General features: G+C 75.6%; 24 protein-coding genes and 3 tRNA genes. 20 read left to right on the top strand and 7 right to left on the bottom strand.

The window, feature by feature from the left end; genetic code table 11:
- The first annotated feature begins 4 nt into the window (after nucleotides 1-4).
- The 7 genes from AB0G08_RS07685 (at nucleotide 5) to arfB (ending at nucleotide 5535) form a co-directional block, all read left to right on the top strand.
- Nucleotides 5-532 (top strand): hypothetical protein, encoded by a 528-nt coding sequence (locus AB0G08_RS07685; protein ID WP_358084599.1) that lies wholly within the window; start codon nucleotides 5-7, stop codon nucleotides 530-532.
- 226 nt (nucleotides 533-758) lie between these two features.
- Nucleotides 759-1808, top strand: a complete 1050-nt coding sequence (locus AB0G08_RS07680; RefSeq protein WP_358084596.1) for a MoxR family ATPase — start codon at nucleotides 759-761, stop codon at nucleotides 1806-1808.
- 29 nt (nucleotides 1809-1837) lie between these two features.
- Entirely contained in the window at nucleotides 1838-2824 is a 987-nt protein-coding gene (locus AB0G08_RS07675; protein WP_358084702.1) for a DUF58 domain-containing protein, read from the top strand.
- Complete coding sequence (locus AB0G08_RS07670) at nucleotides 2821-3780, top strand: VWA domain-containing protein (protein WP_358084593.1); 960 nt, start codon at nucleotides 2821-2823, stop codon at nucleotides 3778-3780. The genes AB0G08_RS07675 and AB0G08_RS07670 overlap by 4 nt, the downstream gene beginning before the upstream one ends.
- A gap of 44 nt (nucleotides 3781-3824) precedes the next feature.
- On the top strand, nucleotides 3825-4688 hold the full coding sequence (locus AB0G08_RS07665; RefSeq protein WP_358084591.1) for a trypsin-like peptidase domain-containing protein: 864 nt from the start codon (nucleotides 3825-3827) through the stop codon (nucleotides 4686-4688).
- Between the two features lie 109 nt (nucleotides 4689-4797).
- Nucleotides 4798-5100 (top strand): hypothetical protein, encoded by a 303-nt coding sequence (locus AB0G08_RS07660; protein WP_358084588.1) that lies wholly within the window; start codon nucleotides 4798-4800, stop codon nucleotides 5098-5100.
- A 9-nt stretch (nucleotides 5101-5109) separates the two neighbouring features.
- Nucleotides 5110-5535: an alternative ribosome rescue aminoacyl-tRNA hydrolase ArfB gene (gene arfB / locus AB0G08_RS07655; RefSeq protein ID WP_358084585.1), complete on the top strand. Its 426-nt coding sequence runs from the start codon at nucleotides 5110-5112 to the stop codon at nucleotides 5533-5535.
- Nucleotides 5536-5595: 60 nt separating this feature from the next.
- Here arfB and AB0G08_RS07650 read toward each other — a convergent pair whose 3' ends face one another.
- Nucleotides 5596-6486 (bottom strand): 3-methyladenine DNA glycosylase, encoded by an 891-nt coding sequence (locus AB0G08_RS07650; RefSeq protein WP_358084582.1) that lies wholly within the window; start codon nucleotides 6484-6486, stop codon nucleotides 5596-5598.
- 34 nt (nucleotides 6487-6520) lie between these two features.
- Entirely contained in the window at nucleotides 6521-7804 is a 1284-nt protein-coding gene (locus AB0G08_RS07645) for a hypothetical protein (RefSeq protein ID WP_358084579.1), read from the bottom strand.
- A gap of 195 nt (nucleotides 7805-7999) precedes the next feature.
- Between AB0G08_RS07645 and AB0G08_RS07640 the strand changes: the two genes are divergently transcribed.
- The 4 genes from AB0G08_RS07640 (at nucleotide 8000) to AB0G08_RS07625 (ending at nucleotide 9598) form a co-directional block, all read left to right on the top strand.
- Nucleotides 8000-8803 carry a fumarylacetoacetate hydrolase family protein gene (locus AB0G08_RS07640; protein ID WP_358084576.1) on the top strand — a complete coding sequence of 268 codons (804 nt, stop codon included), beginning with the start codon at nucleotides 8000-8002 and terminating at the stop codon, nucleotides 8801-8803.
- 106 nt (nucleotides 8804-8909) lie between these two features.
- Nucleotides 8910-8981 (top strand) — tRNA-Gln (locus tag AB0G08_RS07635).
- A 134-nt stretch (nucleotides 8982-9115) separates the two neighbouring features.
- Nucleotides 9116-9188 (top strand) — tRNA-Glu (locus tag AB0G08_RS07630).
- Nucleotides 9189-9525: 337 nt separating this feature from the next.
- Nucleotides 9526-9598 (top strand) — tRNA-Glu (locus AB0G08_RS07625).
- Nucleotides 9599-9963: 365 nt separating this feature from the next.
- Here AB0G08_RS07625 and AB0G08_RS07620 read toward each other — a convergent pair.
- A complete protein-coding gene (locus AB0G08_RS07620; RefSeq protein ID WP_013284529.1) occupies nucleotides 9964-10650 on the bottom strand; it encodes an IclR family transcriptional regulator in 687 nt (228 codons plus the stop codon).
- 49 nt (nucleotides 10651-10699) lie between these two features.
- Between AB0G08_RS07620 and leuC the strand changes: the two genes are divergently transcribed.
- The 4 genes from leuC (at nucleotide 10700) to AB0G08_RS07600 (ending at nucleotide 15700) form a co-directional block, all read left to right on the top strand.
- Entirely contained in the window at nucleotides 10700-12148 is a 1449-nt protein-coding gene (gene leuC, locus AB0G08_RS07615; protein WP_358084573.1) for a 3-isopropylmalate dehydratase large subunit, read from the top strand.
- A 12-nt stretch (nucleotides 12149-12160) separates the two neighbouring features.
- Entirely contained in the window at nucleotides 12161-12748 is a 588-nt protein-coding gene (gene leuD, locus AB0G08_RS07610) for a 3-isopropylmalate dehydratase small subunit (RefSeq protein ID WP_358084570.1), read from the top strand.
- A gap of 172 nt (nucleotides 12749-12920) precedes the next feature.
- A complete protein-coding gene (locus AB0G08_RS07605; RefSeq protein WP_358084566.1) occupies nucleotides 12921-13622 on the top strand; it encodes an HU family DNA-binding protein in 702 nt (233 codons plus the stop codon).
- Nucleotides 13623-13753: 131 nt separating this feature from the next.
- Nucleotides 13754-15700 (top strand): endonuclease/exonuclease/phosphatase family protein, encoded by a 1947-nt coding sequence (locus tag AB0G08_RS07600; protein ID WP_358084563.1) that lies wholly within the window; start codon nucleotides 13754-13756, stop codon nucleotides 15698-15700.
- A gap of 51 nt (nucleotides 15701-15751) precedes the next feature.
- Here AB0G08_RS07600 and AB0G08_RS07595 read toward each other — a convergent pair whose 3' ends face one another.
- From AB0G08_RS07595 to cofC, 4 genes are read right to left on the bottom strand one after another with little or no spacing between them, the layout of a single operon-like run.
- Nucleotides 15752-16741 (bottom strand): NUDIX hydrolase, encoded by a 990-nt coding sequence (locus AB0G08_RS07595; protein ID WP_358084560.1) that lies wholly within the window; start codon nucleotides 16739-16741, stop codon nucleotides 15752-15754.
- Between the two features lie 24 nt (nucleotides 16742-16765).
- Nucleotides 16766-19093 (bottom strand): RNA degradosome polyphosphate kinase, encoded by a 2328-nt coding sequence (locus AB0G08_RS07590; RefSeq protein WP_358084557.1) that lies wholly within the window; start codon nucleotides 19091-19093, stop codon nucleotides 16766-16768.
- Nucleotides 19094-19146: 53 nt separating this feature from the next.
- On the bottom strand, nucleotides 19147-19344 hold the full coding sequence (locus tag AB0G08_RS07585; protein WP_199184673.1) for a cold-shock protein: 198 nt from the start codon (nucleotides 19342-19344) through the stop codon (nucleotides 19147-19149).
- Nucleotides 19345-19364: 20 nt separating this feature from the next.
- Nucleotides 19365-20000, bottom strand: a complete 636-nt coding sequence (gene cofC, locus AB0G08_RS07580; RefSeq protein ID WP_358084554.1) for a 2-phospho-L-lactate guanylyltransferase — start codon at nucleotides 19998-20000, stop codon at nucleotides 19365-19367.
- Between the two features lie 126 nt (nucleotides 20001-20126).
- Here cofC and AB0G08_RS07575 point away from each other — a divergent pair, with 126 nt between their 5' ends.
- The 5 genes from AB0G08_RS07575 to AB0G08_RS07555 all read left to right on the top strand — a co-directional run bounded on the left by AB0G08_RS07575 (nucleotide 20127) and on the right by AB0G08_RS07555 (nucleotide 25118).
- A complete protein-coding gene (locus AB0G08_RS07575; RefSeq protein WP_358084551.1) occupies nucleotides 20127-20864 on the top strand; it encodes a lysophospholipid acyltransferase family protein in 738 nt (245 codons plus the stop codon).
- Nucleotides 20861-21859, top strand: a complete 999-nt coding sequence (locus AB0G08_RS07570) for an NAD(P)H-dependent glycerol-3-phosphate dehydrogenase (RefSeq protein WP_358084548.1) — start codon at nucleotides 20861-20863, stop codon at nucleotides 21857-21859. Before AB0G08_RS07575 ends, AB0G08_RS07570 begins: the two co-directional genes overlap by 4 nt.
- A gap of 5 nt (nucleotides 21860-21864) precedes the next feature.
- On the top strand, nucleotides 21865-22977 hold the full coding sequence (locus tag AB0G08_RS07565; protein WP_358084699.1) for a cystathionine gamma-lyase: 1113 nt from the start codon (nucleotides 21865-21867) through the stop codon (nucleotides 22975-22977).
- 185 nt (nucleotides 22978-23162) lie between these two features.
- Complete coding sequence (locus AB0G08_RS07560; protein WP_358084545.1) at nucleotides 23163-23954, top strand: putative protein N(5)-glutamine methyltransferase; 792 nt, start codon at nucleotides 23163-23165, stop codon at nucleotides 23952-23954.
- 111 nt (nucleotides 23955-24065) lie between these two features.
- Nucleotides 24066-25118, top strand: a complete 1053-nt coding sequence (locus AB0G08_RS07555; RefSeq protein WP_358084542.1) for an ROK family protein — start codon at nucleotides 24066-24068, stop codon at nucleotides 25116-25118.
- Nucleotides 25119-25141 lie beyond the last annotated feature (23 nt).

Raw genomic sequence — 25141 nt, 5'->3', positions numbered from 1 at the left:
TGTCATGACCACACTCTTCCGACGCAAGGCGGTGGCGGTGGCGTTCACCGCGCTGGCGCTCACCCTGGCCGGGGGCGGGATCGCCGTCGCCCAGCCGGCGGCGCAGGCACCCGCCGAGGTCGCCCAGCCGGCCGCCCGCCAGCCCGGCTCCGGCAGCCAGCCGGCCGTGACCCCCGCCGAGGCCCGCAAGGCCAAGGCCGCGCTGGCGCAGGGCCCGTCCGCGCTGGCGACCGCGCCGGGCACCGTCGCCTCCGCCGTCGTCACCAACGGCGGCACCGTGCTCCGCGGCTCGCCCGAGGTGGTCTCCGCCACCCGGTACGGCCCCGGGGAGTACCAGGTGGTGTTCAACTACAACGTCTCGCTGAAGACGTACGTGGCCACCATCGGCACCACCGACCCGTACAACGTGCCCCCGGGCGGCGAGATCTCCGTCGCGCCGCGGCTCCAGACGCCGAACGCGGTCTTCGTCCAGACCCGCAGCTCGTCGGGGAACGTGGCCGACCGGCCGTTCCACCTGGTCATCGCCAACTGACCAACGGATGTGACGAAGGGCCCCTCCCCGCGCCCCAGGCGGTGGGAGGGGCCCTTCCCGCCACGTCGGCCCGACGCCGGCGCCGGCCCCACCGTGGGCGCCGGCGCCGGCGCCGGCGCGCCGTCCCTCCCGGGCCGGGTGGCTCGTCCCGGTTCGGGCCCCTAAGGGCCGCCCCGGCGCCGATAATCCGACGTTTGTCCGGCCGCCGGCACGGGAAGCAAGCACCGTGACGGACATCTCGGACACCCTGGCCAGCGTGCCCAGCCCGGCCGATCCCGATGCGACCCCGGCCGACCTGGAACAGACCCTCTTCGAGGTCAAACGCGTGATCGTCGGGCAGGATCGGCTCGTCGAGCGCCTGCTCACCGCCCTCATCGCGGACGGGCACTGCCTCCTGGAGGGCGTGCCCGGGGTGGCCAAGACGCTCGCCGCGCAGACCCTGGCCACCGTGGTCGGCGGCACCTTCTCCCGGATCCAGTTCACCCCGGACCTGGTCCCGTCCGACATCGTCGGCACCAGGATCTACCGGGCGTCGCGGGAGGACTTCGACACCGAGCTGGGCCCGATCATGGCGAACCTGGTGCTCGCCGACGAGATCAACCGGGCCCCCGCCAAGGTGCAGTCCGCCCTGCTCGAGGCGATGGCCGAGCGTCAGGTCTCCATCGGCGGGCACAGCCATCGGGTGCCGGAGCCGTTCCTGGTGCTGGCCACCCAGAACCCGATCGAGTCGGAGGGGGTCTACCAGCTGCCGGAGGCGCAGCGCGACCGGTTCATGATGAAGGTCGTCGTCGACTACCCGAGCGACGCCGACGAACTCGCCATCCTCTACCGGATGAGCGCCGACCGGCCCGTCGCCCGGCGGGTGCTCGACCCGCAGCGTCTGCGCGACCTCCAGGCCCGCGCCGCCCACGTCTTCGTGCACCACGCGATCGCCGAGTACGTGGTGCGGCTGATCTTCGCCACCCGCGATCCCGGCCGGTTCGGCCTGCCCGAGATCGCCCCGCTGCTCGCGTACGGGGCCAGTCCCCGGGCCACCCTCGGGCTGGTCCGCGCCGCGCGGGCCCAGGCGTTGCTGCGCGGGCGCGGGTACGTGCTGCCCGAGGACGTCCGCGAACTGGCCGTCGACGTGCTCGCCCACCGGCTGGTGCTCTCCTTCGACGCGGTCGCCGACGGGGTGGCCGCCGAGGCGGTGGTCCGGCGGCTGGTGGAGGCCGTGCCGCCGCCCCGCGTCGCCACCGCCCACCCGGAACACGCGGCCGATCTGGCGGCGGCATGAGGTGGCGCGGGGCCACCGCGCCGGGCCCCGTGCCGGCCGACCCGGGACTGGCCGACCTCACCGGTGACCGGCGCCTGCGCCGGCTGGAGCTGACCGTCACACGCCGGCTCGACGGGCTGCTGCACGGCCGGTACCGCGGCCTGCTGCCCGGGCCGGGCAGCGAGACCGCCGGCAGCCGGGAGTACCGGCCCGGTGAGGACGAGGTGCGCCGGATGGACTGGGCGGTGACCGCCCGCACCACGGTCCCGCACGTGCGCGAGGTCGACGCCGACCGGGAGCTGACCACCTGGCTGCTGGTCGACGCGAGCCCCAGCATGGAGTACGGCACCGCCGAGCTGGACAAGCGGGAGCTGGCCGTGGCGGCCGTCGCGGCGGTCGGCTTCCTCACCGGCGGCGTGGGCAACCGCCTCGGCGCACAGGTGCTCGGCCCGGACGGGCTGCGCCGGTTCCCGCCCCGCAGCGGGCGTACCCACCTGCTCGGGCTGCTCCGGGCCCTGCTGACCGCACCCCGCGTCGGGGGGCACGACGGGGACGGGCCGGTGCCGGCGGGCCCCGACCTGGCCGACGGGCTGGCCGCCGTGCACCGGGTGGCGCTGCGCCGCGGCCTCGTCGTGGTGGTGTCGGACCTCCTCGACGGACTGCCCGACGACCCCCGGCAGGCACCGTCCTGGGAGGCGCCCCTGCGCCGCCTCGCCGTGCGGCACCAGGTGCTCGCCGTGGAGGTCACCGACCCCCGGGAGCTGGAGCTGCCGGACGTCGGCCTGGTCACCCTGGTCGACCCGGAGACCGGGCGGCGGCGCGAGGTGTGGACCGGCGACCGGGCGCTGCGCGAGCGCTACGCCGCCGCCGCGACCGCCCAGCGCGACCAGGTACGCCAGGCGCTGCGCCGCAGCGGGGCCACCCACCTGCCGCTGCGCACCGACCGGGACTGGAGCGCCGACATCGTGCGGCACGTGCACGCCCAGCGGCGGCTCGCGGCCGCCCCGGCCCGCATGGCCCGGGGAGGTGCGGCGTGATCTGGCAGTCGCCCGTCCGGCTCTGGCTCCTGCTCGGGGTGCTCGCCCTGGCCGCCGGCTACCTGCTGATGCAGCGCCGCCGCAGCCGGTACGCCGTCCGCTTCACCAACCTGCGGCTGCTCGACCGGGTCGCGCCGCACCGCCCGACCTGGCGGCGGCACCTGCCGGCCGGGCTCTTCCTGGCCATGCTGGCCCTGCTGGTGGTCGGCTTCGCCCGGCCCACGGCGGAGGTCCGGGTGCCCCGCGAGCGGGCCACGGTGATGGTCGCCGTCGACGTCTCCACCTCGATGCTCGCCGGCGACGTGGAACCGGACCGGCTCAGCGCCGCCAAGGAGTCCGCCCGGCGCTTCGTCGACGGCCTGCCGGACGAGTTCAACGTCGGGCTGGTCGCGTTCGCCGGCAGCGCGGCGGTGCTGGTGCCGCCGAGCACCGACCGGGAGGCCCTGCACGAGGGCATCGAGCGGCTGGTCGAGGGGGCCACCGGGGTGCAGGGCACCGCCATCGGCGAGGCCATCAGCACCTCGCTCGGCGCGGTCAAGGGCTTCGACAGCCAGGCGGTGAAGGACCCGCCGCCGGCCCGGATCATCCTGCTCTCCGACGGGGCGAACACCTCCGGCATGGACCCGATGGAGGCCGCGTCCGAGGCGGTCGACATGAAGGTGCCGGTGCACGCCATCTCGTTCGGCACCCCGGGAGGCACGGTGGACCGGGGCGGCCGGCCGATCCAGGTGCCCGTCGACGGGCAGACCCTGCGCGCGGTCGCCGAGGAGACCGGGGGCGGGTTCCACGAGGCCAGCACCAGCGACGAGCTGCGCGCCGTCTACGAGGACATCGGCACCTCGGTCGGCTACCGCACCGAACGGCAGGACGTCTCGGCCCGGTTCATCGGTCTCGGGCTGGTGTTCGCCATGGGCGCCGCGGCCGGCTCGATGCGCTGGTTCTCCCGGCTGCCCTGAACCCGTACGGCCACCGTCGAGAAGGACACGTGAGGAGCGTACGCATGGCAGTGCAGACCGGGCTGGGCGAACCGCGCGGCCCCTGGTTCATCTCCCCGGAGCTGGATCCGGACGGGCGGGCCCGGTGGGACGGGCCCGGACCGGACGGTGGTCCGAACCGACGGGGCCCGCGCGGGCGGGTGCTGGCGGCGCTGGCGGTGGTGGCCCTGTCGACCGCCTCCGGCGCGGTGGCCGGCGGCCTCGTGGCCGGCCGCGACGACCCTCCGGGCCCGGCGGCGGCCTCGGCGGCCCCGGTCCCGGCGGAGCTGGTGACCGCCGCCGGGAAGACCGTGCCGGGGGTCGTCTCGGTGCTCGTGGGCGGGGCCGGCGGCGCCTCGGCCACCGGCTCCGGCTTCGCCGTCGACGACCAGCAGCACATCATCACCAACGACCACATCCTGGCCAAGGGGCGCGGCAGTTCGGTGACGGTGGAACTGCCCGACGGGCGGCGGTTCGCCGCCGAGGTGGTCGGGCGGGAGCCGCGCAGCGACCTCGCCGTGCTCCGGGTGCCGCCGTCGGCCGGCCTGGCGGCGCTGCCGCTGGCGAAGCCGGGCTCCACCCGGGTGGGCGAGCCGGTGCTGGCGGTCGGCTCGCCGCTGGGGCTGCCCGGCACCGTCACCGCCGGCATCGTCAGCGCCCTGGACCGGCAGGTGCGCCTCGGCGGCAACCGGCACACCGCCGTGCAGACCGACGCCTCGATCAACCCGGGCAACTCGGGCGGCCCGCTGGTCAACGCGCGCGGCGAGGTGGTCGGGGTGAACACGGCCATCGCCACCATCGACGGCAACGGCTCGATCGGCATCGGCTTCGCCATTCCCATCGAGCAGGTGCAGCAGACCGCCGACACGATCATCGGAAAGGGCGGCTGAGCTGCGATCTTGTCCCGTTGGACCGCTCGGGAATGTGAAAACTGTCGGATACCCGGCGCGAAATGATCGGCCAATGGAAATATCACGCTGAGTATGGATACTGGCGTGGGTGGAGCGTCCTGAATTCGTGGTCCTCCTGCTGGTGGGCCTGTTGATCGGTACCGGTGTGGGGTCGGCGTACGCCCGGGCGCGACGTGGGTGGGCCGACTACCAGACCGTCAGGAAGACCGTGCCCGGCGCGAGGCGCGCCGCGTGGCTGCTGATCAAGGTGGCCACCACGAAGATCGGGGTGATCGCCCTGCTGCTGGTGGGGGCGGTCGCGTACGCCGCCGCCGGCTCCGACGACAGCCCCGCCCCGCCCGGGCAGACCCCGAGCCCGTCCGCGACCCCGAGCGTCCGCCAGGGGCGTTAGCCTCGGGGAGTGGACGACGGACTGCGGGTGACCGACCGATGGACCGTGCCCGCCGCCGAGCTGCGGGAACGCTTCTCCCGGTCGTCGGGGCCCGGTGGTCAGGGCGTCAACACCACCGACTCGCGGGTCGAGCTGAGCTACGACCTGGCCGCCTCGCCCGGCGTGCCCGAGCCGCTGCGGGCGCGGGCGCTGGAGCGGCTCGCCGGCCGGCTGGTCGACGGCGTGCTCACCGTCACCGCCAGCGAGCACCGGGCGCAGCTGGCCAACCGGGAGGCTGCCCGGGAACGGCTGGCCGCGCTGCTGCGCGAGGCCGCCGCCCCGCCGCCCCCGCCCCGCCGGGCCACCCGCCCCTCGCGCGGCGCGAAGGAGCGCCGGCTGGCCGAGAAGAAGCGCCGGTCACAGCGCAAGCGCGACCGCCGCGTCGACGGCGAGTAGCCCGCGATCCGGCACCGCCGGCGGTCAGGTGCCCCGGCCCGGGGCGCGGGGCTGGCCCGCTCACCCGTCCACGGTCGACAGCAGGCGGTCGCACTCGGCGACCAGGCGCGCCCGCAGGGGCGCGGCGCGCTCCGCGAACGACCGCTGCGCCCGCACGTACTCGTGCCGGCCCTCGACGGTCTCCACCCGCACGGGCGGGTAACCGAGGGCGGTGAGGTCGTACGGAGAGGCGCGCATGTCCAGCGTGCGGATCTCCCGGGCCAGCTCGAACGCGTCCGCGACCAGCTCGCTCGGCACCAGTGGGGAGAGCTTGTACGCCCACTTGTAGAGATCCATGTTGGCGTGCAGGCAGCCCGGCTGCTCGTGCGCGTGCTGGGTCTCGCGCGTCGGGGTGAGCAGGTTCAACGGCCGGGCCGGCGCGGTGAAGAACCGGTACGCGTCGAAGTGGCTGCACCGCACGCCGCGCTCCTCGACCACGGCCGCCGTCGCCTCGGGGCTGAGCCGCAGCGGCCAGGCGTTGTGGCGTACCTCCTCCTGGGTCTGCCGGTAGACCATGGCCCACTCGTGCATCCCGAAGCAGCCGAGGTGCGCGGGCCGGTCGGCCGTCGCCGCGAGCAGCGCCCGGATCCACCCGATCGACTCGGCGCGCCGCGCGCGTACCGCCGCGGTGTCGAGGGTGAGCCCGGCGGCGGTGGTGCGGTAGTCCCGGCCGAACCCGGCCGGGTCCGCGTCGCGCAGCACCACCCCGGCGCCGGGGTGCCAGCGGCGCAACTGGGCCGGGCGGTGCGAGTAGTAGGTGAAGAGGAAGTCCTCGACCGGGTGCTTCCCGCCCCGGCGGCGGCGCGCCAGGTGCGGGGTGAGCCAGGCGTCGACCCGCTCCTCGTGCGCGCGGCGCCACGCCTGCCACCGCGCCGCGTCGAGCACGGTGGTCGGGGCGAGGGCAGCGGTCACGGACCCCAGGGTACGACCGCCGCCCGGCGCCCGGTCAGGGCACGTCCACCCGGACCCCGGCGGAGAACACCCCGCTGCGCAGCTCCAACTGCTCCGGCGGCGCCTGCCCGTCGACCGTGAAGACCAGCGGTAGCACCGCCCGGCTGCCGGCCGCCATCGGCTGGGCGAAGACGTCCCGGCCCTGGTTGGCCGCCCGCGTCGCCTGCTCGTCGGTGCTGACGAAGTTGCCGTCGGGCAGGTACGCCCGTTGCAGCCGGCCGTGCCAGCTCTGCTGCTCCGGGGTGAGGTTGCGCACCCCGACCGTGGCCTCGCACTGCCGCGCCGCCGCGCCGGGCTCGCACGCGACGCGGTACACGGTGAACTCGAACGCCGACTCGCGCAGCGGCTCGCCGACGGCGCCGTTGACCCCCCGGCCGATCCATGCGCCGCCGGTGGGCTGGCTGTCGGTGTCGACGGCGGCGACCTGGCGGGTGGCCGTCCAGGCGGCGGTGCCCACCGTGCCGGCGAGCACGACGGCGGCCACCGGGACGATCAACCAGACGGACGGCTTGCGGCGGATCTGTTCGGGGCGCGGCGCGGCCGGGCGCGGGTAGACCGTCCCCGGCCCCTCGCCGGAGAGGGCCGCGGCGACCGGCCGGCGGCGCCGGCGCCAGGTCCAGGCCCCGCCCACCGCGAGCACCGCCACCGTGGCGAGCCCGGCCAACAGCACCGGCGTCCGGCGCCACGGCGGCGCCTCGGACCGCCCGGGCGCGGCGGCCGGCGCGCCCGCGTGCCAGGTCGCGGTCGCGCAGTCGTACGGCCGGCTGCCGTCGCGGGCGAAGGCGCAGGCCGGCGCGGTCAGCGGCCGGGCCGGGGCGGCGGTGCTGAGCGCCGTGCCCAGGGTGGTGGTGCTGCGGGCGGGCAGTTTCAGCTGCCAGGTCACCTCGGTGGCCGACTGCCCGGCGCTCCGGGTGGCCTGGCCCCCGTCGGTGATGGCGGTCGCCGAGGCCCCGGGCGGCAGCTCCTGCCGGACGGTGGTGTCCACCGGCGTGCCGCCGGTGTTGCGGACCTGGATCCGGTACCGCGGCGCCGGCGTGCTCTCCGGCACCACCGCGACCGTGACCGGCGGCTTCGCCACCGGCGGGGCGGCCCGGGTCGGGGTGGGCACCGCCGGCGGCGCCGACGGCATCGCCGGCTGCGGGGTCGGCGCGAGCACCGGTGGTGGCGGCGCGGCCGCCGCGGGTCGGGCCGCCGTGGGCAGTGCCGGCACGGCGGCGAGAATGCCGAGGCAGTGTACGAACACTGCGAGGGCCCTGTGGTGTCGTGTCGATGCAGGCATACGAACGAACCTCCGGAGCCGACGCTAGGGGCGCGGCGACGCCGGGCGGGTACGAAGTCGCGAACTCCGCCCCCGCGGACGGCCGGTGGCATAGGGTGCGCGCCCTCCCCGGGTTCCCGGGCGCGCCGTCGGCCGTCCGGTGCGCCACCTTCCCGCCTCGGCCGGGGCGCGGGTGGCCGGGGCTAGATTGGCCTGGTGCGTATCGCTCGTTTTGCTCATGCCAAGGGAATGTCGTTCGGGGTCGTCGAGGGCGAGCCGGAGGCGGGCCCGCAGGGCCTGACCGTCGCCGAGATCGAGGGCCACCCGTTCGGCCAGATCACCTTCAGCGGTGCCCGTTGGGCGCTGTCGGACGTCCGCCTGCTCTCGCCGATCCTGCCCAGCAAGGTCGTCTGCGTCGGCCGCAACTACGCCGAGCACGCCGCCGAGCACGGCAGCGAGGTACCGAAGGAGCCGCTGCTCTTCCTCAAGCCGTCCACCTCCGTGATCGGGCCCCGCGACGCGATCCGGCTGCCGATCTTCTCCAAGCAGGTCGAGCACGAGGCCGAGCTCGCCGTGGTGATCGGCGCGCCGGGTGCCCGCCGGGCCGACCGGGCCGCCGCGGAGCGGGCCATCTTCGGCTACGCCTGCGCCAACGACGTCACCGCCCGGGACCTCCAGCGCTCCGACGGCCAGTGGACCCGCGCCAAGGGCTTCGACTCGTTCTGCCCCATCGGGCCGTGGATCACCACCGGGCTCGACGTCCGCGACCTGGAGATCCGCTGTGAGGTGGGTCGCAATCCGGAGGAGATGGAGGTCCGCCAGCTCGGCCGGACCAGCGACATGGTCTTCGACGTGCCGGCCCTGGTGTCGTACGTCTCGCACGTGATGACGCTGCTGCCCGGCGACGTGGTGCTCACCGGCACGCCGGCGGGGGTTAGCCCGCTGGTGGACGGGGATACGGTCACCGTGCGGATCGAGGGGATCGGGGAGCTGACCAACCCGGTGGTGCCCGTCGCCTGATCCGCGTCGAGACCCGTTTCCGCAGTTCAGGGGCGGTTTGGGGGGCTCGATTTGGCCTGCCGGCGCCGGGAGGGTAAAGTTTGCTCCCGGCACCGCAAGGGGCCAATGGGGTATGGGGTAATTGGCAGCCCGACTGATTCTGGTTCAGTTAGTCTAGGTTCGAGTCCTGGTACCCCAGCGCAGCCGAGGTTCGCAAGAGTCTCGGGCGCTGGATCTCGTAGGAGACGACTCCGGTTCCCGTCAGGGGATCGGGGTTCTCTCTGATAGAGTCCAGCGGCGCCGCTCGGCAGAGCGGTGCCGCAAGCAAGTTCTGGCCCCGTCGTCTAGCGGCCCAGGACGCCGCCCTCTCAAGGCGGTAGCGCCGGTTCGAATCCGGTCGGGGCTACGACACTCGAACGGCCCGTTCCACTCCGGTGGGGCGGGCCGTTCCGCATGTCCCGCGCGTTCCGCATGTCCCGTGTTTGTGTCATCGCCCTCACGGGCGGCCGGACCGGTCGATCGCCCGGTGCCGGTGCCGGTGCCGGTGCCCCGGTCTCGTGTCCGCCCGGTGTCGGTCGCCCCCGCGGGCGCGCCTCTGCGGGCGGCCCGACCGGTCGGTCGCCCGGTGCCGGTGTCCCGGTCTCGTGTCGCCCGGTGCCGGCCGCCCCGATTTCCGCCCCCGAGGGGACGCCGCTAGACTACAGCGGCACCGCTCGGAAGGGCGGTGGAAGCAGTAAAGTCTTGGCCCCGTCGTCTAGCGGCCCAGGACGCCGCCCTCTCAAGGCGGTAGCGCCGGTTCGAATCCGGTCGGGGCTACAGAAGGAACGGCCCGTCCCACCCCAATGGGACGGGCCGTTCCGCATTTCCCCCCGCAGCCCCCCGCCCCCGCCCCGCCCCGCCGCTCAAGCGCCGGTGATCATGAGGTTGGCGGCAGTGCTGGAGATCATCTCCGCCGCCAACCTCATGATCACCGGGGCAAGGCGGGACGAAGGCGTCCCGCCCCCGTCCCGGCTGGCCGTGGCGCTGTCGATCAGGTGATCAAGAGGTTTGCGTCCCGGTTCGGTGCCGGAGCGGACGCAAACCTCTTGATCGGCGCCCGGGCGGGGCCGGCGGGGGCCGGCAGGGCGAGGGCCCGCCGGGCCGGGGTGGGCGGGGTGGCGGGGTGGGGGTGGGTCGGGGGGTCAGAGGCCGGAGAGGCGTTGGCCGGCCCGGACCACGGCCATCGCGTGGCGTTCGCCGGGGCGGCGGCCCAGGCGCTCGATCGGGCCGGAGATGCTGATCGCGGCGATGACCCGACCGGTGCGGTCGCGGATCGGGGCCGAGACGCTCGCCACACCGGCCTCGCGCTCGGCGACGCTCTGCGCCCAGCCGCGGCGGCGTACCTCGGCCAGGGTGCGGCCGGTGAACTTCGACCGGGGCAGCAGCGGCATCACGGCCTCGGGCGGCTCCCAGGCGAGCAGGATCTGCGCCGCGGAGCCCGCCGTCATCGGCAGCACCGAGCCGACCGGCACGGTGTCCCGCAGGCCGCTGGCCCGCTCGGCGGCGGCCACGCAGATGCGCTCGTCGGCGCGGCGCAGGTAGAGCTGGGCGCTTTCGCCGGTGGCGTCCCGCAGCGCCGCCAGCAGCGGCTCCGCCGCCGTCAGGAGCACGTCCGGTGCGGCGTTGGCGAGCTCACCCAGGCGCGGGCCGGGACGCCAGCGCCCCTGGGTGTCCCGGACCAGCATCCGGTGGATCTCCAGCGCCTGCGCCAGCCGGTGCGCGGTGGCCCGGGGCAGCTTGGTGCGTTCAACGAGTTCGGCCAGGCTGGCGCCGTCGACGCAGGCGGCCAGGATGACCACCGCCTTGTCGAGAACGCCGACACCGCTCATACTGTGTCCCACAAGCCGAAACTTACCTCCCAGAATTTAGGATGTCCAGATGGTGGGAGTCACTACTACCGAGCCGAGGACCCTGGCCGAGAAGGTCTGGGACGCGCACGTCGTACGGTCCGCCGAGGGCGAGCCCGATCTGCTCTTCATCGACCTGCACCTGCTGCACGAGGTGACGAGCCCGCAGGCCTTCGACGGGCTGCGCCTCGCCGGGCGCCGGGTGCGCCGCGCCGACCTCACGCTCGCGACGGAGGACCACAACACCCCGACGGGGTACGCGGACCCGTCGTTCCAGCGGCGGCGCGGCGACCTGCTCACCATCGCCGACCCCACCTCGCGCACCCAGATCGAGACGCTGCGCCGCAACTGCGCCGAGTTCGGCGTCCGGCTGCACCCGCTGGGTGACGAGAACCAGGGCATCGTGCACGTCATCGGCCCGCAGCTCGGCGTCACCCAGCCCGGCATGACCATCGTCTGCGGCGACTCGCACACCGCCACCCACGGCGCGTTCGGCGCGCTCGCGTTCGGCATCGGCACGAGTGAGGTCGAGCACGTGCTGGCCACCCAGACGCTGCCGCAGAGCCGGCCGAAGACGATGGCGGTGAACGTGACCGGGCGGCTCGCCCCGGGGGTCACCGCCAAGGACCTGGTGCTCGCGCTGATCGCCCAGGTCGGCACGGGCGGCGGTCGCGGGCACATCGTCGAGTACCGCGGCGAGGCGATCCGGTCGCTGTCCATGGAGGGGCGGATGACCATCGCCAACATGTCCATCGAGTGGGGCGCCAAGGCCGGCATGATCGCGCCGGACGAGACCACCTTCGCGTACCTGAAGGGGCGGCCGAACGCCCCGAAGGACGCGGACTGGGACGCGGCGGTCGCCTGGTGGCGGACCCTGCCCACGGACGAGGGCGCCACCTTCGACGCCGAGGTGACCCTGGACGCCGGCGCGGTCACCCCGTTCGTCACCTGGGGCACCAACCCGGGTCAGGGCGCGCCGCTGGGCGCGGTGGTGCCCACGCCCGAGGAGTTCGTCACCGAGGCCGAGCGGACCGCCGCCCGGCGGGCGCTGGAGTACATGGACCTGCGCCCCGGCACCCCGCTGCGGGACCTCGCGGTCGACGTGGTCTTCGTCGGCTCCTGCACCAACGGGCGGCTGGAGGACCTCCGGGCCGCCGCTGACGTGCTGCGCGGGCACCGGGTGGCCGACGGGGTGCGGATGCTGGTCGTGCCCGGTTCCGCCGCCGTGCGCGAGGCGGCCCAGGCGGAGGGGCTGGACAAGGTCTTCACCGACGCCGGCGCCGAGTGGCGCTTCGCCGGCTGCTCCATGTGCCTGGGCATGAACCCGGACACGCTCTCGCCGGGCCAGCGCTCCGCCTCGACCTCCAACCGCAACTTCGAGGGCCGCCAGGGCCGGGGCGGACGCACCCACCTGGTCTCCCCGCCGGTCGCCGCCGCCACCGCCGTGGCGGGCCGGCTGGCCGCTCCCGCCGACCTGTAGAAGGGCACCCAGATGGAGAGGTTCACCACCCACACGGGCACCGCCGTGCCGCTGCGGCGGTCCAACGTGGACACCGATCAGATCATCCCCGCCGTGTACCTCAAGCGGGTGACCCGGACCGGTTTCGCGGACGGCTTGTTCAGCGCCTGGCGCGAGGACCCGGAATTCGTGCTCAACGATCGCACCCATTCCGGTGCGTCGATTCTTGTGACCGGTCCCGAGTTCGGCACCGGCTCCTCCCGGGAGCACGCGGTCTGGGCGCTGCGCGACTGGGGCTTCCGGGCCGTGATCTCACCCCGCTTCGGCGACATCTTCCGGGGCAACGCGCTCAAGGAGGGTCTGCTCCCGGTCGAGCTGGAATTGAAGGCGGTCGAGGAGATCTGGGATCTGGTGGAGGCCGACCCGACCACCCCGGTCACCGTCGACCTGACCGCCCGCGAGGTGCGGGTCGGAGAGGCCACCTGGTCGTTCCCGTTGGACGACTTCAGCCGCTGGCGGCTGCTGGAGGGCTTGGACGACATTGGACTCACCCTCCGCCACGAGGCGGAGATCAGCGCCTTCGAGACCACCCGGCCGCCGTTCCTGCCCTCGGTCGCTTAGCCGTACGCCCGATCCCACAGCGGTTTCCGCCCCCGCCGGTCTCACCGGCGGGGGCGAATCCGTTACGACACAAGGGCTTTTTTCGACCGAATGTTTGTGTCCCGGCAGCACAGGGCATACCGTGCGCGCAGAATGGCTCGCGTCGAGTCAGTTGCACAATCGGGAGGAAGTCGTGAACAAGGCCGAGCTCATCGAGGCGCTCGCCGTTCGCCTGGGGGACCGGAAGACGGCGACGGCCGCGCTCGACGCGGTCCTCGCTGAGGTCCAGGCGGCGGTCACCAAGGGCGAGAAGGTGGCGATCACCGGATTCGGAGCGTTCGAAAAGCGCGTCCGGGGCGCCCGAACAGCGCGCAACCCGCGGACCGGCGAGGCGGTGAAGGTCAAGAAGACATCCGTCCCGACCTTCCGTCCCGGCGCCGGATTCAAGGAGATGGTGGCCAGCGGCAAGGTGCCGAAGGCCACGGCGGCGGCGAAGAAGACCACGGCGGCCGCCGCCAAGACCACGGCCGCCGCCAAGACCACCGCGGCGGCCAAGACGACGGGTGCCAAGGCCACCGGGACGAAGGCCACCGGGGCGAAGGCGGCCGGGGCCAAGGCGACCGGAGCCAAGGCGACCGGAGCCAAGGCGACCGGAGCCAAGGCGGCGGGCGCGAAGGCGACCGGGGCCAAGGCGACCACGGCGGCCAAGAAGGCCCCCGCGGCGAAGGCGAGCAAGACCACCGCGGCGAAGAAGACCGCGGCCACCAAGGCCGCCCCGGCGAAGAAGACCACCGCGGCGACCAAGGCCACGGCGGCGAAGAAGACCGCCGCGACGGCGAGCAAGAGCGCGGCGGCGAAGAAGGCGCCGGCCAAGAAGGCCGCGACCAAGCGCTGAGCCGAGCGGTACGAAAAGGGCGCCCACCGGCCGGTGGGCGCCCTTCGCCGTGTCCGCCCCGACCGTTGACCGCGACCGTGCCGCGCCCGCAGAATCGCCGCACCCCTTCCGGTCGGCGAAAGGCAGCCCCGGTGCGCTACCGCCATTTCCCCACCGTCACCCTCGCCCTGGGCGTCGTGCTCCTGGTCGACGTGCTGCGCGTCTTCCTGCCGGCGGTCATCACCATCTTCGGGCAGGCCGCCTCGACCCCCGCCGAACTGCTGGGTGCGTTCGCGTTCGGCTGGTTCCTGCTCGCCCTGGCCGCGCCCGCGCTGGTCCGCCGGGTCGGCGCCCGCCCCGTCACGCTCGTCGCCGCGGTGCTGCTGGTCGTGGCGCGGCTCGCCGTCAACGGCCAGCCGGGCGGGCGGCTCCAGCTCTGGCTCGCCACGGCCGGGCTGCTGGCCGGGTTGGTCTGGCTCGCCGGGGTCGCCGCCGGCACCGACCGCCCCGTGCCCGGGCTGGCGCTCGGGCTGGCGGTCGGCGCTCTCCTGCACACGGTGCTCGACACGTACCGCTCGGCGTTCCTCGGCGACTGGCCGGCGTGGCTGCTGGCCGTCGTGGTCGCGGGCCTCTTCCTGGCGGGGCAGGCGCGGCCCGCGCCGCCGGCGGGGGCGGGCGGCGTACGGGGCTGGCTGCTGGCCGGGCCGGCGCTGCTGCTCGCCGGCATGGTGGCGCTCTCCCCGGCGGTCGCCCGGACGGCGACGTCGTACCAGTTCGGTCTGCTGCGCTCGGACCCCGCCGACGAGGTGGGGGTGGCCACGGTGCCGCTGTTCGGCCCCGCCCCGCTCGCCGTGGCGGTCGGTGGCTTCCTGCTCGCCGCGCTGGCGTCCCCCCGCCGGGGGGCCTGGCGGTGGCCGGGGCCGGCGGCCCTGGTCGGCGGGGCCGTCCTCGTCGCCCTCGAACGCGGGGAACTGCTGCTGCCGGCCGTCCTGCTCACCGCCGTCGGTCTCGGCGCGTGCCTGGCGTCGGCCGGCGCGGCGGACGGCCGGGTCGCCGACGACGCCGCAGCCCCGGCCGTGCACGGCGGCGGGCGCGCCGGGCAGGACGCGGCACGGGCGGCCGGGCGGCGCGGGTACGCGGCCGTCGCCGGGATGCTCGTCTTCGCCGTCGCGGCGGTGGCCTACTACGCCGCCTACGACCTCGGCCACCCCAACGCCGGGGTGCCGGTGGCGGTGGCGGTGCTGGTCGCGGCCGTCGCCCTGGCGACCCGGCCCACCCCGGGCCCGCTCCGCTCGCCGCTGCCGCCGGTGTGGACGGCCGCCTCGGCCGCCGTGCTGACGCTGGTGGCCGCGGTCGCGAGCGACGAGCTGCTGTCCGCCACCAACCGGGACGGGCCGCCGGAGACGGTGCGGGTGGCGGCGTACAACGTCCGGATGGGGTTCGGCATGGACGGCCGCTTCGACCCGGACGCGCTGGCGCGGGCCGTCGCCGGGGCCGACGTCGTGGTACTCGGCGAGGTGGACCGGGGCTGGCTGCTCAACGGCGGCCACGACACGCTCGACCTGCTGGGGGAGCGGCTGGACATGCCGTACGTCTTCGCGCCGGCCGCCGACCCGCTCTGGGGCGACGCCGTGCTGAGCCGGTGGCCCCTGGACGCGGCGCGGACCCGGCCGCTGCCGGCGGTCGGCGCGCCCACCGGGGCGCAGGCCCTCGGCGTCACGATCGACTTCAGCGAGGACGTCCGCCTCGCGGTGGTCGCCACCCACCTGCAACCGCCGCCCGGCCAGGACCCGGTGGTCCAGGCCCGCGCGGTCGCCGACTTCGCCGTCCGGTACGCGGCCGGCCGGCCCCTGGTGGTCGCCGGCGACCTGAACACCGAGCCGGGCGACCCGGCGTTCGCCGAGTTCACCCGGGCCGGCCTGGTCGACGCGCTGGCCGCCGCCCGGCCCCTGCCGACCAGCCCGGCGGACGCCCCGCGCCAGCAGATCGACCACGTCCTCGTCACGCCCGACCTGGCGGCCGGCGACGCGGCGGCCCCACCCGGAACGGCCAGCGACCACCTGCCGGTCACGGTGACCCTGACCCTGCCGCCGGCCTGACCCCCGCCCGCCCGGGCCGCTCGGCGGCGATCCGCCCCCGGGCCCGCACCGTCAGAGGCGGTCGACGGCGAGCAGGCGGTCGCCGGTGAAGGCGAGCAGCCAGCCGCCGCCCTTCGGGGTGGTGAAGTCGTCCGGCCGCCCGCTGAGCCGGGCCAGGGCGCCCGGGATCACCTTGCCCTGGCTGCACACCCCCGCCGCCTCGCCGGTGGCCGCCAGCGCGGCCAGGCGGGCGGCGGCGGCCAGCGCGCACTCGTCGGGCTGCTGGCCCGGCCGCGGCTCGTCCAGGTCGCCGTCGACCTCGATCGGCAGGTCCAGCAGGGCCGCCGCCGGGTCGAGGGTCTGCACGCAGCGGCGGGCCGAGGCCGACAGCAGGCGTACCGGGCGGACCAGCGCCACCAGCGGGGCGAGCGCGTGGGCCTGCGCCCAGCCCCGGGCGTCGAGCGGCCGGCCGGTGTCCGGGCCCGACCAGGTGGCCCGCTTGCCGGCGTGGGCGTGCCGGACGACCGCCACCGTCCCGGTGACCGTCGGCAGCGCCGCGAACGCGGCCAGCACCTCGGCGTCGTGCGGGTAGCTGACCAGCCGGATCGCCTCGTCCACGCCGAGCCAGCGCACGTCGTCGACCTCGGTCGCCGGTTGGAAGCCGCCGGTGGCCACCGCCCGCATCGACCAGTAGTCGACCACCTTCGGGCGGCCCTCGCTGCGGTAGCGCACGGTGGGCAGCCGCACCTGCGGCACGGCCCGGGCGTCGGCCTCCTCGGCCACCTCGCGGACGGCGGCGAGCAGCGGATGCTCGCCCCGCTCCAGCTTGCCCTTGGGCAGCGACCAGTCGCCGTAGCGGGGCCGGTGCACCAGGCAGACCAGCACCCCGCCGCGCGGCGCGCGGGCGGCGTCCACGCCCCCGGGGGCCGGCCCCGCGGCCGATCCGGGGCCGTCGGCGGGCCGCCACACGACACCGCCCGCCGCCCGGATCGGGGGCGTCGTGTCGGGGACCCCGGTCGGCCAGCCCCGACCGGGGCCGGCCGCGTCCCGCTCATCCAGCATCAGGTCAGCCTATGCGGGTACCGGTCAGCCCGCCGTGCCACCGACACGACGCAGCAGCATGTCCTGGAGGTGGACCGGCGGCTCCCCGGCCGTGCCGGTACGCCGGCTCCAGGTCCCGTCCGGCGCCAGCTCGAACGCGTCCACGTCGGGGCTCATCGCGGCGGTCAGCACGTGGTCCAGTTCGGCCCGGGCGACCGGGTCGCTCACCCGCACCAGCGCCTCGACCCGGCGGTCCAGGTTGCGGTGCATCAGGTCGGCCGAGCCCATCCAGAACTCGGCGTCGCCGTCGTTGCCGAACCGGAAGATCCGGGAGTGCTCCAGGAACCGGCCCAGGATCGAGCGGACCCGGATGTTCTCCGACAGGCCGGGCACCCCCGGCCGCAGCGTGCACATGCCCCGGATCACCAGGTCCACGTGGACGCCGGCCCGGGAGGCCCGGTAGAGCGCGTCCGTGATCTCCTCGTCGACCAGCGAGTTCACCTTGATCTGCACGAGCCCGGGCATGCCCAGCCGGACGTGCGCGATCTCCCGCTCGATCCGCTCGATGAGCCCGCTGCGGATGCCCTGCGGCGCCACCAGCAGCCGGCGGTACGCGGTCTGCCGGCTGTAGCCGGTGAGCACGTTGAACAGGTCGGTCAGGTCGGCCCCGATCTCCGGGTCGGCGGTGAGCATGCCGAAGTCCTCGTAGAGCCGGGCGGTCTTCGGGTGGTAGTTGCCGGTGCCGATGTGGCAGTAGCGGCGGATCTGGTTGCCCTCCTGGCGTACCACCAGCGCCGTCTTGCAGTGCGTCTTGAGCCCGACCAGGCCGTAGACGACGTGGCAGCCGGCGCGTTCCAGCGTGCGCGCCCAGCCGATGTTGGCGACCTCGTCGAAGCGCGCCTTCAGCTCGACCAGCACCACCACCTGCTTGCCGGCGGCCGCCGCGTCGACGAGCGCGTCCACGATCGGGGAGTCGCCGCTGGTGCGGTAGAGCGTCTGCTTGATGGCCAGCACGTCCGGGTCCGCGGCGGCCTGCTCGATGAAGCGCTGCACGCTGGTGGCGAACGAGTGGTACGGGTGGTGGACCAGGATGTCGCCGTCGCGCAGGGTCGCGAAGACGCTGCGTGGCACCTCGCCCTCGGTGAGCCGGGGGTGGGTGGCCGGCACGAACGGCGGATCCTTCAGGTCCGGCCGGTCGGCCTCGTTGTAGAGCTGCCAGAGCGCGGAGAGGTCGAGCAGGGCGGGCACCCGCAGCACCTCCTGGTCGTGCATGTCCAGCTCGCGGACGAGCAGCTCCAGCACGTGCTCGGAGATCGAGGCGGCCACCTCCAGCCGGACGGGCGGGCCGAACCGGCGCCGGGCCAGCTCCCGCTCCAGCGCCTGGAGCAGGTCCTCGTCGCGGTCCTCGTCGACCTCCACCTCGGCGTTGCGGGTGACGCGGAACAGGTGGCACTCGACCACCCGCATGCCGGAGAAGAGCTGCCCCAGGTGCACCGAGATCAGGTCCTCCACCGGCAGCATCCGCACGCCCGGCAGGTCGCGGTGCACCCGGACGAAGCGGGGCACGTTGTTCGGCACCTTCACCCGGGCGAAGTACTCGGAGCCGCCGTCCGGGTCGCGGACGGCCACGGCGAGGTTGAGCGACCGCCCGGAGATGTACGGGAAGGGGTGCGCCGGGTCCACCGCCAGCGGGGTCAGCACCGGGAAGATCTGCTCCCGGAAGTACGCGCGCAGCCGTTCCCGCTCGGGGTGGTCCAGGTCGGCCCAGCGCAGGATCCGGATGTCCTCGGCGGCCAGCTTCGGCAGCACCTCGTCGGTGAAGCAGGCCGAGTGCCGGGCCACCAGCGTCGCGGCCTTCCCGGCGACCAACTCCAGCTGGGTGCGCAGCGGCATCCGGTCCCCGCCGCGTACCGGCAGGCCGGCCTGGAGCCGGCGCTTCAGCCCGGCGACCCGCACCATGTAGAACTCGTCGAGGTTGCTGGCGAAGATGGCCAGGAACTTGGCCCGCTCCAGCAGCGGCGTGCGCGGGTCCTCGGCGAGCGCCAGCACCCGGGCGTTGAAGTCGAGCCAGGAGAGCTCCCGGTTGAGGAAGCGGTCCTCCGGCAGCGGCTCCGCCGCGGGCGGCTCGTCCCCGGGGTCCGGCGTCGGCTGCGGCGACGCCGCCTCGGCGGGCGGGCCGGGCACCGGGTCCAGCACCTCCTCCAGACCGGCGGAGGCGCTCGCCGCGTCGGTCCCGGCGGCCTCCGTCCCGGGGGTTCCGGCGGATCCGTCGGCGTGGAAGCGGCCGTCGGCGCCCCGGGACCGGGCGCCGTTGCGGGGTGCGGCCGGGTCGGTGTGCGGTCGGTTGGCGGGGTGCTTGCGAGGGGTGCTCACCCGCCCATAATCACCCGGATGCGGTTAACGCAAAATGAACTTCGACCAGCCGCTCAGGCCATCGTCGGCAATGTCACCCGGACGACCTCGCCGGCGGCGTCGGTCTCGACGCGCAACCGCTGGCCGAGGCGGAGCAGCCGCAGGCCGGAGGCGTCGAACGCCCGGGCCGGGAAGGCCAGCTCGGTGCCGTCGTCGAGGAGCAGCGTCCCGCTGCGGGTCGCCGCGTCGTAGGTGGCCACCGTGCCCTGCATGCCCCGCACGCTACACGTCCTCAGGCCGGGCAGCCGGCGGCGGCCAGCGCGGCCGTGCGGGGCCCCAGCCCGAGCCGGGCCGCCGCGGCCAGGTCGTCGGCGGTGTCCACGTCCCGGCGCAGGCTCGGCCAGTCCCCGGTGAGCGCGAGCGCCCCGCTCGCGGCGTGCGCGGCGGCCGAGCCGAGCCCGAAGCGGGGGTCCAGGGGCACGCCCGGCGGCGCGGCCAGCAGCACGGTGCCCTGGCCGGGGGCGTCGGCCACGTACCCGCGTACGCCCGGGGGCGCGGCCCGCGCCGCGCGCAGGGCCGCCGCCAGCTCGGCCGGGCGCAGCGCGGGCAGGTCGGCGGTGAGCCCGGCCACCCAGCCGCCGCCCGCGGCCGACGCGCCGTGCCGGAAGGCGGCGTTCAGCCCAGCGGCGGGGGTGTCAGGCAGCGTCCGGGCGCCCGCGCGGCGGGCGGCCTCGGTCACGCGGGCGTCGTCGGTCACGACCAGCACCCCGGCCACCGCCGGGCAGGCCCGCACCGCGGCGACCGTGTCGGCGGCCAGGGCCAGCGCCAGCTCCTCGTGGGGTACGGCCGGCAGCGCCCCCCGCAGTCGGCTCTTCGCGGCGGCGAGGCGCTTCACCGGCACCACCACGGTCCACCTCGGCTGACTCACACCGCCATCCTGCCAGCCGCACGGCGGTACCCTCTCTGGCCGGACCCGGGTCGAGCAGGCATGATTTCCGCTGCGGGCGTCACCGGGTGCGGATCCGGTGCGGGTCGGGCGGCACGAGGAGGCGCGGTGACACGGCGGAGGCTGGGGTTCTGGCAATGGTTCGCCGTGGTGCTGGTCAAGCCCGTGATGACCGTCTGGACGCGGCGCACCTGGCGCGGCATGGAGCACCTGCGCCGCGAGGGCGGCGTGATCATCGTGCCGAACCACGTCTCGCACGCAGACCCGCTCGTCGCGGCGCACTTCGTCTACGACGCCGGCCGCTGGCCGCAGTTCCTCGGCAAGGCCAGCGTGTTCCGGGTCCCGGTGATCGGCTGGATCCTGCACCGCTGCCGGCAGATCCCGGTCGAGCGGAACACCGTGGACGCGGTGCGGTCGCTGGAGCACCTCGTCGCCGCGCTCGACCAGGGCGGCGCGGTGGTGATCTACCCGGAGGGCACCATCACCCGCGACCCGGACCTGTGGCCGATGAAGGGCAAGACCGGCGCCGCCCGGCTCGCGCTCGCCACCGGGGCGCCGGTGGTCCCGGTCGTCATGTGGGGGCCGGAGCGGATCTTCGACCCGCGCCGGGCCCGACTGGACCCGCGCCCCCGGATCCCGGTGACCGTGGTCGCCGGGCCGCCCGTCGACCTGAGCCGGTGGGCCGGGTCGACCCCGACGAAGGCCGTCCTCGAGGAGATGACCGACACCATCATGCTGCGCCTTCGTGACATGCTCGGCGAGATCCGGGGCGGCACCCCGCCACCACTGTGGGAACGGACGGCCCGCCCGGCCGGCGAGCGGCGGCGGCCGGAGGCGGCGGCGTGAGCGGGCACGTCGCGGTCCTGGGTGCCGGCTCGTGGGGCACCGCGTTCGCCAAGATCCTCGCCGACGCCGGTCGGGACGTCACCGTCTGGGCCCGCCGGCAGGCGGTCGCCGACACGATCCGCGCCCAGCGGCGCAACCCGGAGTACCTGCCGGACGTGCCGCTGCCGTCCCGGGTCACGGCGACCGGGGACGCTGTCGAGGCGATCACCGGGGCGGAGCTGGTGGTGCTGGCCGTGCCGTCGCAGACGCTGCGCGGCAACCTGGCCGAGTGGACCGCGCACCTGCACCCGGACGCCACCCTGGTGTCGCTGATGAAGGGCATCGAGCTCGGCACCACCAAGCGGATGAGCGAGGTGATCGTGGAGACCGCCGGGGTGGCCGCGGACCGGGTGGTGGTGGTCTCCGGCCCCAACCTGGCCCCGGAGATCGCCGCCGAGCAGCCCGCCGCCACCGTGGTCGCCTGCACCGACGCCGACCGGGCGACGCTGGTGCAGCGCTCCATCACCACGCCCTACTTCCGCCCGTACACCAACGACGACGTGATCGGCTGCGAGCTGGGCGGCGCGGTCAAGAACGTGATCGCCCTGGCGTACGGCATCGCCGTGGCGATGGGCTTCGGCGACAACACCCGGGCCATGCTCGTGACCCGGGGACTGGCCGAGACGGCCCGGCTCGGGGTGGCCCTGGGCGCCGACCCGCTCACCTTCGCCGGCCTGGCCGGGATGGGCGACCTCGTCGCCTCCTGCTCGTCGCCGCTGGCCCGCAACCGCACCTTCGGCGAGCACCTGGGCCGGGGCGCGACCCTGGAGGAGGCCCGCGTCGCCACCCGGCAGACCGCCGAGGGCGTCAAGAGCGCGCTGGCCCTGCGCGACCTGGCCCGGGCGCACGCGGTGGAGATGCCGATCACCGAGCAGGTCGAGCTGGTCTGCCACGAGGGCATGGACCCGCGGCTCGCCGTCGAGGCCCTGATGAGCCGGACGACGAAGCCGGAGTGAGCGACGTGAGCGAGCACCAGGACGGCACCCGCTGCGTACGCGCCGGCCTGCCCGAGCCGGCTCCCGGCCAGCCGTTCCTGCCCGGGCCGGTGTTCGCCGCGCCGTACCACCTGGACCCGTGGGCGGGGCCGGCGGCGGCGCCCGACGGCTACGGCCGGCCCGACAACCCCACCCGGCGGCTGCTGGAGGCGGCGGTGGGGGAGCTGGAGGGGGGCGAGTGCCGGGTCTTCGCCAGCGGGCAGGCCGCGATCACGGGGCTGCTGCTGGCGGTGCTGAGGCCGGGGGACACCGTGGTGCTCCCGTCGGACGGATACTTCCCCGTCCGGGCCTTCGCCGCCGACACGCTGGAGGGCGTCGGGGTGCGGGTGCTCCTCGCCCCGACCGCCGGCCCGCACCCGGCCTTCGACGGCGTACGCCTGGTGCTGCTGGAGACCCCGGCCAACCCCGGCCTGGACGTCGCCGACGTGGCGGCGCTCTCCGCCCGGGCGCACGAAGCCGGCGCCCTGGTCGCGGTCGACAACACCACGGCCACGCCGCTCGGGCAGCGTCCGCTCGACCTGGGCGCCGACGTCGTGGTGGCCTCCGGGACCAAGGCCCTGACGGGGCACTCCGACCTGCTGCTCGGCTACGTCGCGACCCGCTCGGCCGAGCTGCGGGACGCGGTCACCGCCTGGCGGAACGCCACCGGGGCGGTGCCGGGCGCGTTCGACGCCTGGCTCGCGCACCGGTCGCTGGCCACCCTGGACCTGCGGCTGGCCCGGCAGACCGCGAACGCGCGGGCCCTCGCCGAGCTGCTCGCGGGGCGCGACGACGTGACCGGGCTGCGCTGGCCGGGACTGCCCGGCGACCCGGCCCACGCGGTGGCGGCGGTCCAGATGCGACGGATCCCGGGGGTGCTCTCCTTCGACCTCGGCGACGCCGGGCGGGTGGCGCGGTTCCTCGACGCGGCCCGGCTGGTCGCCGCGGCCACCTCCTTCGGCGGCCTGCACACCAGCGCCGACCGGCGGGCCCAGTGGGGCGACGACACCCCGCCCGGCTTCGTCCGGCTCTCCTGCGGGGTCGAGGACGCCGTCGACCTGGTCGCCGACGTGGCCGCCGCGCTGGACGCCAGCCGCTGAGCACCCGACTCCGTGGGGCTATCGTGACGGTGGTCCGCGCCGGGCCGTCCGTGGCCCGCGCCGGGCCCGACCGGAGGAGGTGAGTCCGATCCACCCGACAGGCAGGACCGACGCTCCCCTCCGACGCCACGCCGGCTGACTCCGGCGGGCCGGGAGCGTCGACGAGCGTTCCCGGAGGTTCTCCCATGACCGTCTTCCCCTTCCGCCCCGACCGGCCCGCCCTCGTGCACCGGCTGCGCGCCGCCGGCTGCGTCTACGCCGAGGACGAGGCGGAGCTGCTGATCGCCGCCGCCGACTCGGCCGAGGCGCTGGCCGGCCTGGTCGAGCGCCGGGTCGCCGGGCTGCCGCTGGAGCACGTGCTCGGCTGGGCCGAGTTCTGCGGCGAGCGGATAGCCGTCGACCCCGGCGTGTTCGTGCCGCGTGCGCGTACCGCCCTGCTGGTCGACGCCGCCGTCGCGGTGACCGGGCCGGCGGCGGCCGTGGTGGACCTGTGCTGCGGTTCGGGCGCCACCACGGTGGCGCTGGCCCGCCGGCTCGCGCCGCGCTGGCTGGCCGCCGCCGACGTGGACCCCGCCGCCGTGGCCTGCGCCCGGCGCAACCTGGGGCCGCTGGCCGTCCCGGTCTTCGAGGGCGACCTGTACGACCCGCTGCCGGTGCGCTGGCGGGGCCGGCTGGACCTGGTGCTGGCCAACGCCCCGTACGTGCCGACGGCGGCGGTGGCGCTGATGCCGCCGGAGGCCCGGCTGTACGAGGCGCCGGTGGCCCTCGACGGCGGACCGGACGGGCTGGCGGTGCTGCGCCGCGTCGCCGAGGGTGCGGCGCGCTGGCTGGCCCCGGGCGGGCACCTGGTGGTGGAGGCGGGGGAGGCGCAGCTGGACGCGCTCCGCGCGGTGCTGACCGCCGTGGGCCTGCACCCCACGGTGACCCGCGACGACGACCGGGACGCCACCGCCGTCACGGCCCGCCGCCCGGCCTGACCTCCCGCCCGGCCTGACCCCGCTCCGCCGGTCCGGCGGCGGGCGCGACCTGGCGGGGGCGGCAAGGGGGAACTAGCCTCACGGCAGGCGTGGCGGCGGGAGGCGGTTGTCGTGGGCGGTACGGACGTGCCGGTGGTCGTCGGGCTGGACAACGGCGGCACCAGCAACAACGCCACGGTGCTCACCGTGGACGGCCGGTTCCTGGTGGACGGGCTGGTGGAGAACCCGAGCGAGGTGCGCGCCGGCCCGACGGCGGCGATCGAGGCGCTGGCCCGCGCGTTCGACGGGGTGCTGGCGTTGACCGGGGTGCCCCGTGGGTCGGTGCGCGCGGTCGGGCTGGACACGCCGGGGCCGGCGAGCGCGACCGGGGTGATCTCCTCCCGTGGGTCGACCAACTTCTCCCAGCCCGCCTGGCGCGGCTACGACGTGCGGACCGCGCTGGAGCGGCGGCTCGGGCTGCCGGTGGTCTACCACAACGACGGGAACGCCGCCGCGCTCTACGCCCACCACGCGCACTTCGGCGCGGAGGCGATGCGCCGCTCGTCGGTGTCGGCCATCGTCGGCACGGGGCTGGGCGGCGGCGTGGTCGAGGCCGGCCGGGTGGTCGCCGGGGCGGCGGGGATGGCCGGCGAACTGGGTCACGTGCACATCCCGCTGACGGGGCTGCTCGCGCCGGACCAGCCGGTGCCGACGTGCGCCTGCGGCTTCGCCGGGGACGCGGAGAGCGTGGCCTCGCTGACCGCCATCGGGCGGAACCTGCTGCCGTACTGGCTGGGACGGTTTCCCGACCACCCGCTGGCCGCCGAGCCGCCGGAGCGGGCGGCCAAGCTGGTCCGGGGCTACGGGGAGCGCGGCGACGCGCTGGCCCGGGAGGTCTTCACCCAGCAGGCGATGGCGCTGGGCCGCCTCTTCACCGTCGCGGCCAACTTCACCGATCCGCACGCGTACTTCGTGGGGGGCGGGGTGGTGGAGGCGGCCCCGGAGTTCCGGGACTGGTTCCTCGCGACGGTGCGCGAGCACACCGTGTTGCGGGAGGAGCAGGCCGCGTCGGCCACCTTCGCCCTGGTGCCCGAGCGGGACATGGCCGGCGCCCGGGGCGTGGCCATCGCGGCGCTGGAGGCGCTGCGCGCGGGCCCCGCGCCCCGCCCCGTGGTCACGGGCTGACCCGCCGGGCGACGGCCCCACCG

It is taken from the genome of Micromonospora sp. NPDC023644 (assembly GCF_040640115.1).
In the GTDB taxonomy this organism is placed as follows: domain Bacteria; phylum Actinomycetota; class Actinomycetes; order Mycobacteriales; family Micromonosporaceae; genus Micromonospora.
Note: the sequence above shows the minus strand (reverse complement) of the source record. Positions and strands in the feature narration are given on the sequence as shown.

Excerpts from the sequence above, each read along its gene's own strand:
- AB0G08_RS07685 (WP_358084599.1), top strand. The coding sequence starts at position 5 with ATGACCACACTCTTCCGACGCAAGGCGGTGGCGGTGGCGTTCACCGCG.
- AB0G08_RS07665 (WP_358084591.1), top strand. The coding sequence starts at position 3,825 with ATGGCAGTGCAGACCGGGCTGGGCGAACCGCGCGGCCCCTGGTTCATC.
- AB0G08_RS07645 (WP_358084579.1), bottom strand. The coding sequence starts at position 7,804 with ATGCCTGCATCGACACGACACCACAGGGCCCTCGCAGTGTTCGTACAC.
- AB0G08_RS07620 (WP_013284529.1), bottom strand. The coding sequence starts at position 10,650 with ATGAGCGGTGTCGGCGTTCTCGACAAGGCGGTGGTCATCCTGGCCGCC.
- leuC (WP_358084573.1), top strand. The coding sequence starts at position 10,700 with ATGGTGGGAGTCACTACTACCGAGCCGAGGACCCTGGCCGAGAAGGTC.
- leuD (WP_358084570.1), top strand. The coding sequence starts at position 12,161 with ATGGAGAGGTTCACCACCCACACGGGCACCGCCGTGCCGCTGCGGCGG.
- AB0G08_RS07595 (WP_358084560.1), bottom strand. The coding sequence starts at position 16,741 with ATGCTGGATGAGCGGGACGCGGCCGGCCCCGGTCGGGGCTGGCCGACC.
- AB0G08_RS07585 (WP_199184673.1), bottom strand. The coding sequence starts at position 19,344 with ATGCAGGGCACGGTGGCCACCTACGACGCGGCGACCCGCAGCGGGACG.
- AB0G08_RS07560 (WP_358084545.1), top strand. The coding sequence starts at position 23,163 with ATGACCGTCTTCCCCTTCCGCCCCGACCGGCCCGCCCTCGTGCACCGG.